The 6,000-nt window shown below is 48.5% G+C and carries 6 protein-coding genes and 1 pseudogene; 4 read left to right on the plus strand and 3 right to left on the minus strand.

Translation table 11 applies throughout. From position 1 onward, the window contains the following. Positions 1-742: 742 nt before the first annotated feature. Complete coding sequence (locus tag J07HQW2_RS10790; protein WP_021055547.1) at positions 743-988, minus strand: ribbon-helix-helix domain-containing protein; 246 nt, start codon at positions 986-988, stop codon at positions 743-745. A 285-nt stretch (positions 989-1,273) separates the two neighbouring features. Between J07HQW2_RS10790 and J07HQW2_RS10795 the strand changes: the two genes are divergently transcribed. The 3 genes from J07HQW2_RS10795 (at position 1,274) to J07HQW2_RS10805 (ending at position 3,428) form a co-directional block, all read left to right on the plus strand. Further along, positions 1,274-1,576 carry a ribbon-helix-helix domain-containing protein gene (locus tag J07HQW2_RS10795; protein ID WP_021055548.1) on the plus strand — a complete coding sequence of 101 codons (303 nt, stop codon included), beginning with the start codon at positions 1,274-1,276 and terminating at the stop codon, positions 1,574-1,576. Positions 1,577-1,588: 12 nt separating this feature from the next. Further along, the gene (locus J07HQW2_RS10800) at positions 1,589-2,074 is read left to right on the plus strand and encodes a PIN domain-containing protein (RefSeq protein WP_021055549.1); all 486 of its coding nucleotides are present in this window, start codon (positions 1,589-1,591) and stop codon (positions 2,072-2,074) included. 226 nt (positions 2,075-2,300) lie between these two features. Then, entirely contained in the window at positions 2,301-3,428 is a 1,128-nt protein-coding gene (locus J07HQW2_RS10805; RefSeq protein ID WP_021055550.1) for a PDDEXK family nuclease, read from the plus strand. Positions 3,429-4,208: 780 nt separating this feature from the next. Here J07HQW2_RS10805 and J07HQW2_RS10810 read toward each other — a convergent pair. Further along, entirely contained in the window at positions 4,209-4,715 is a 507-nt protein-coding gene (locus tag J07HQW2_RS10810) for an LAGLIDADG family homing endonuclease (RefSeq protein WP_021055551.1), read from the minus strand. 321 nt (positions 4,716-5,036) lie between these two features. Between J07HQW2_RS10810 and J07HQW2_RS10815 the strand changes: the two genes are divergently transcribed. After that, positions 5,037-5,681, plus strand: coding sequence for a 3'-5' exonuclease (locus J07HQW2_RS10815; RefSeq protein WP_021055552.1), 645 nt, complete (start codon positions 5,037-5,039; stop codon positions 5,679-5,681). Positions 5,682-5,684: 3 nt separating this feature from the next. Here the strand turns inward: J07HQW2_RS10815 and J07HQW2_RS18585 are convergent. Beyond that, positions 5,685-6,000, minus strand: a pseudogene (locus J07HQW2_RS18585) (site-specific integrase); the annotation flags it as partial.

Consider the following 6,000-nt stretch of genomic DNA (forward strand, 5'->3'; position numbering starts at 1 on the left):
GAGACGGTGAAGATGGTTTCAACAAGAGCCAGAGATATAGCTGAGTAGATGTCGTCTCAGAAGTGCAAGTCATTGCGTTGGAGTTCTTCCTGAGAGCATTTCCAAATAGAGTGAGTTCGGCTCAGTCGGTCTCTGTTTCGATGTCTATGGTCATCGCCGTCTTGATGTGTGCGTTCAGTTCTTTGTTATTCCCCAGCAGAAGAGTTGGTTTGAGAGGAAATATACTGGCTAAGAGGACTCCTCCGGCAATAATACGCAGGGTTGCCTGAGTTCGGTGCAGTGTCCGTCGTTGTCGCGGTAGAGGCAGAAGTTTTGGAGTTCTTGTTCGTTGTTTTCTTGGATAGTGCTGCTCATATATTTAAAAACGATGTCTCTGACAATTCAAAGGTGAGAACTACATGAATCAGGCTAAGCGGTTAGCCGAGGAACTCTCTAAACTGTAGGAGACTGACTTGTGGCATCATCTCCGGGACTTGATCTTCTTGATTGATTCAGGTGTGTATGCTTGATCTCGGTGCTCTACGCCAAGGAGTACGACTTTGTCGCCGTCAGGGTCGAAGAACACTCTGTGGTCTAATTCGCCGGTTTTCAGTTTCAGTCGGAAGATTTCCAAGCCTTGCTTGTTAATGAATGACGTGTTTTGTCCGAGGGGACCGTTTCTGAGTTCTGCGATCCTACATCTAACCTGTTTCTGGACTGTTCTTCCAGCTTTTCAGATCTTCAACAGGCTCCTTCTCGGATCTCAAGCTTCATCCGACAACCCGAGTTCCTTGTCTAACTCCTGAAGCGTGTATCGGTCTTCCTTTGCTTCTTCGTACTCTTTGACACGTTTCTGAAGCTTCTCTGCGACTTCAGGTCGTAGTACCAAGTCCTCTCCTACCTTGTCCCGCAATGCTTCACGGACGTACTCGGAGACGCTGTTGTAGTTCTTTCTCTCAACTACAGCCTCAACCTCGCTTTTCTGATCATCTGGCAGTTTAATTGTCAACGAAGCTATAAAAAGTCATCATAGTGATACTATGATAAGACAGATATGAAAATTGACCTGTATATATGATGACAAACCTATATTAGCAAAAGGTTTGGAAAACCAGCACAAGCCTGGTTTAGATACAGTAGGAGAAATCTCCGTAGATATTCACTCAGAAGAGAAATCTGACGGGTTAGTGCAACAGTCTCTACGTGCCATTTCGTATACCTGAGACTGTATGGCTGATCTACCCTAAATTTATCAATCTGTGGTCACAATGTACATACAAGAGGTGACTTGTGAATGGGCAGTACCAGAGTCAACTTCCGTCTCCCGGAAGAGTTGATCCAGAAAGCGGACGTAGCAGCCGAGGTCAGCAAAAAAAACCGGACTGAGATCGTCAAAGAGGCACTCCAAGAATACTTAGACGACATCGAGGGCGACGAGAAATTCAAGGAAGCAGTCGTAGAACTCTACCTCAACGATCAAATCAGATTCGAAGTACTCAAAGAGTTCATCGGACGGCAGGACGCTGAATCAGTACGTGCCTCCAAAACCATTCTGGACCAAGGTGAAGATCTAGCCGACGACCTCGCAGGATTATAAAGGCTTGAGAGAATGATCGTAGCGGATACAAGCGCCCTTATTTCTATAGCCTCAACCGATCTCCTCGACACCTTCCTAACAGAGTTTGACGTCCACACCACGGATACAGTAGTCGAAGAACTGGAGGAAACCAGCGAATACGACGACCGGCACGGAGAAGCCGCCCAAACAGTGCTCGACAACATCGATCAGATCAAGGCCCATCATGTCCAGAAAGAGTTCACTTCTTCCCGTATAGATCAAGGAGAAGGCGGCTGCGCACTTCTGACCAAAGAAACAGAAGCAGAGTTCCTGATCACCGACGATCTCCGGGCACTACCCGAGCTCCAGAACTTAGCAGACGCAAAAGCAGCTATCTCACCAATCATCCTGAAAGCACTCGTCAAAAGAAACGTGCTTGAACAACAACAAGCAGTGAATAAACTTGACGAACTCGCGGAACAACGGGACTGGCTCGGCGCACCAATCTACGGAAGAGCACGGAACTTGTTTAACTAAACCACGTCAGTTTATTCCTCTATCTTCTTCAAATCATGTCTGCGAAAATGGATATCAGGAACATCACCGTTATCGAGTTCTCGCAGAATCGATTCTTTCGTTGTCCCCAATAGAGACATTCAATAGCAAAATTTAACCGATTTACCGTGTAGTATATAAAAGATATTCTAATCGGTCAAAATACCACACCGATATCTAAGTATATGAGGTACTCGACGAGGGACCTATGCAACTCTACACGGCTGCTGAAACAGAAACTGGCACAAAAATTGTTCCATATGAGCAGACCGGGTTCAAATCTGAGGAAACATTTGAAGACCAACTACAAACCCATCCAGAACTCCTGATGAACGAGCGGGTATTTCTCATTGGTCGACAAGTCCAATTGGATGGACAATACGCCGATCTCGTTGGGCTTGATCGATGGGGGAATATCATCGTTATTGAGCTAAAAGTCGGGAGTTCTGGGTCCGGGTCGGCGAGCGAAGAGACAATTCTCTCACAGCCGCAGAATTATGCTCGGTCATTTGAATCGTTCGGGTATGACAATCTCAATGAGGTCTATCAGGAGTATTGTGACCGGATAGAGCGTGGAAAATATGACATTAGCAAGGACTCCGCTCATGATGGCACTCTCCAGACGGACTTTGAGACGGTGTTTGGGGATTCAATTGAAAAACACCAGTTTAACAGTACACAGCGGATGGTCGTCGTCGCAGAGGAAATCACTCGACGAACAGAGCGAAACGTGAGGTATCTTCTTGAGCAAGGACTCAATTTCCAGTGTAGGGAGATACAGACATTCCATCTATCAGGTGATGATGACTCCAAAACGATGCTGACGAGTTCCACTGTCGTTGATTATCCAACAAGCAGGGTCCGCCCGAGGAATCGACCAAACCCTACGTATCCAAGGCTGGTCAACAACATTCTCGAGAGGTCACACCCAAAATTCCAATCTGTAACGAAAGCGGCGTCAATCAGTGACCTGTTCCCAGAGGGGATTGATATGCGCGAGCCTCGACTCGTCAGTCAGAACACGCATCATCCGACATCAATCAGATATCGACTCGCTCCAAAACCAGATGACGGAACCATAGTGATTGCAATTGACGCTCAAGACGATACTGTAGACGCGGTCTCAGAAGTTCAAGAGATGCATGCGGATTTTTCCGAGCAGGGGCTTGAGGTCACTGGGAATCAAACATACCGTGTCGTCACCCGCAAGTGGGAGATCGAGAGTGCCGACGGTCTTGATGAAACCATGCGCGACGAGATTGCGGACACTTTCGCGATGTTGGTGAGATTAGGTCATGAAGCGTTTGCTGATTCGCAGAGAGAGATCCACGGCTGACAGGATGTTGAATCATTGATTCGCACCGGTCAAATTGACGAATGAAAAAGTCACACAGTTATATCACTAAGCTGGGAAGTACCAGAGCTGCGGTGGGAGACGGGATTGAGAGTGGTAATAGGTACTGTAAGCATCGACCGACGGCTTGTCGGCTAAGAACACTGAGATAGCGTCTATCGGTTCAAACGATCGAGAGATTAACTCACGATCCAATTCCACTCCGAGGTGTTTAGCCTCCTCCCTTTCTTTCAGAGGTGAGCCCGCAACAGTAGGTCAAGGACAATTACCACTCGGAATAATACCCATTTTGGGGCGGTCGACTGGAAGGGGGGGGGCCGATATGACATCCGTACGTACTCGCTTGGCACTGCGTACCCGCGTACGGGAGGGTCTGAACTCGGGTTGCCGGATTACAGAGCTGTGTCCACGCCGTATTATTATAGGTAATTACTTTTATTCGCAGTGGATAGGCGAGAAATTATAACAGACCCGGCGCGAATCCGGAACACGACCTTCTTGCTCTACTGACGCTTGTGCGTGGCACTCCGATCAGTCTCTATGAGAAATCAAGTGTACTATGCTCTCAGTACTGTTGAGTGACTAATCGCAGAAACGGTTCCGACCAGGGCTGATAACCCGGCCTCTGGATGCCGTTTCTCCAGAAGGGATGCTGTCGCTACCCAAGTGGATGCCTAACCTCCCCACGTTAGCGAGGCTCTAAGTGAGCCTCACGTGAATATAGGCGTGTAACAGGGATATTCCTCCTTATCATCTGACATTCTATAGTTTACTAGCCGACTGGACTATCTCTTCAATTTCATCGGTCGCGATTGAGTTGGTCGCGCTGATGTAGTTGATATCGTCTCGGAGCTCAGCCAGTTCGATCACCTCATCTGCGGTGAGTTGTCGACCGGGTTGGAGCAGTTCCAGCGCGGATCGCCAGTTCTCATACGCATTTTGCTTCGCCGAATTGAGAAACTCAGTGGAGGGGTTTTGCTCAAGATACTGGTCGATCAGTTCGATCAGCTCATGACACTCGGCTCGGCTTGAGATTACCCACTGATAGCCTTTCATCGTCGTATTGACCGTTCCTAATCCGTAGAGTTGACACTGATTCTCAAGTAGTTCTTGCTCATTCTTGCCCATCGATATCGCCATTTTTGGTCCGTAGTAGACGTCATATCGATACCGATCATCGCGGTTGAAGATGACGAAGAATGACCCCTCGCCTGCGATGAGGCCCATCGTGTACGCGAGAGAGATTTCACTGTGGTTGGTTGGTTGCATTGATTGTGTGTTTCCGCTGTTCGTAGGACGGTGCCGCCGCTCGTCGACTGCGGATTATTTCTTATAGGATAGTAGTCATTAAGCGATGTTGTAACCGCTGATAGCGGCTTGGTGAGGGGGACTTATTTCCATGAATCGTAGCCTTACACAGAAAGATGGAGTGCCACCACGGGCGTCTATTGAGCCTCTAACGCAGATATAGCACAAGATTTTAGATACGATTGATAGTTTGGTAACTGCGAGTGGGAGGTTACATACCAGCCCCAGTACGTATCGTAAGAAAGCCAACAAATTAAACATCCAATTCAGTGATTTAGATATATGGATGATTTCGTTTTTCACCACTCACTCAATCCGGATGAGATTGCCACTCGATACGCCAGCATCGACATTGAGTGCAATTCCATCGATCCGACAAACGGTCAGACAGTAGCGATCGGAATCGGCCTGAAAGACACTGTTGCTGGTGAACAGTCTGTTGACATTCTCACGCTCGGCGGGGCAATGTGCGATGAGGAAACGCTGATCCGACGCGCCTTTGAACGAATCAATGAATTTGATCCGACCGCGCTCGTGACGTTCAATGGTCGGGAGTTCGATCTCGATTACCTCTCCGGACGTCTCGCTATACTTGATTCCAATCAACAGATTGAGCTTCATTGCGAGGACAACCACATCGACCTGTTTGTTCCGCGGAAGCAGAAGGCGGATGAGCAGGGTATCAAATGGCCGTCACTGGAGGAGGTATTGGAGGGTCATGGACTCGCAATCCAGCCGACGCACTGGCGTGGCGAGCAGCTCACAAACAAACGGTTCGGTGAAGAACTGGCTCCCAAGTATCTCCAAGCGATTACAGAGGATCGTACAACCACTGTCGACGAACTCGAAAGATTGATTCACCAGTATGTGGAGGGCGACATCGAAGCCAATCTTGTGCTGTACGAAACAGATGCTGGTCGTCGGTAGTCGTCACCAAATCTGCTCAGCGGCGTCGTTACGAGTTTCAGCGTCGGAGTGAAGATATTTCATCGTCGTGGTAACGCTCTTGTGACGAAGCTGTTCCTTGGCGTGATGTGGACCAATGTGATTCGCCCAGTAGGTTGCTACCCCGTGGCGAATCGAATACCACGTGATGTTTTTATGTTCCGGAATGGGGAGATTTCCCTCGTCAACGAGACGACTCAGCAGGTAGTTACATGACTTCGAACTGTACGTGCTTCCTTGCTTCGTGAGCCAGAGATCGTCCCGGTCTCCGTACTTATCAAGCGCTGCTCGCTCCTCCAAC

The organism is Haloquadratum walsbyi J07HQW2 (assembly GCF_000415985.1).
Taxonomy (GTDB): Archaea; Halobacteriota; Halobacteria; order Halobacteriales; family Haloferacaceae; genus Haloquadratum; species Haloquadratum walsbyi_B.

Bases quoted from the DNA above. Each gene is read 5' to 3' on its own strand.
- J07HQW2_RS10795 (WP_021055548.1), top strand. From the start codon at position 1,274: ATGGGCAGTACCAGAGTCAACTTCCGTCTCCCGGAAGAGTTGATCCAG.
- J07HQW2_RS10800 (WP_021055549.1), top strand. From the start codon at position 1,589: ATGATCGTAGCGGATACAAGCGCCCTTATTTCTATAGCCTCAACCGAT.
- J07HQW2_RS10805 (WP_021055550.1), top strand. From the start codon at position 2,301: ATGCAACTCTACACGGCTGCTGAAACAGAAACTGGCACAAAAATTGTT.
- J07HQW2_RS10810 (WP_021055551.1), bottom strand. From the start codon at position 4,715: ATGCAACCAACCAACCACAGTGAAATCTCTCTCGCGTACACGATGGGC.
- J07HQW2_RS10815 (WP_021055552.1), top strand. From the start codon at position 5,037: ATGGATGATTTCGTTTTTCACCACTCACTCAATCCGGATGAGATTGCC.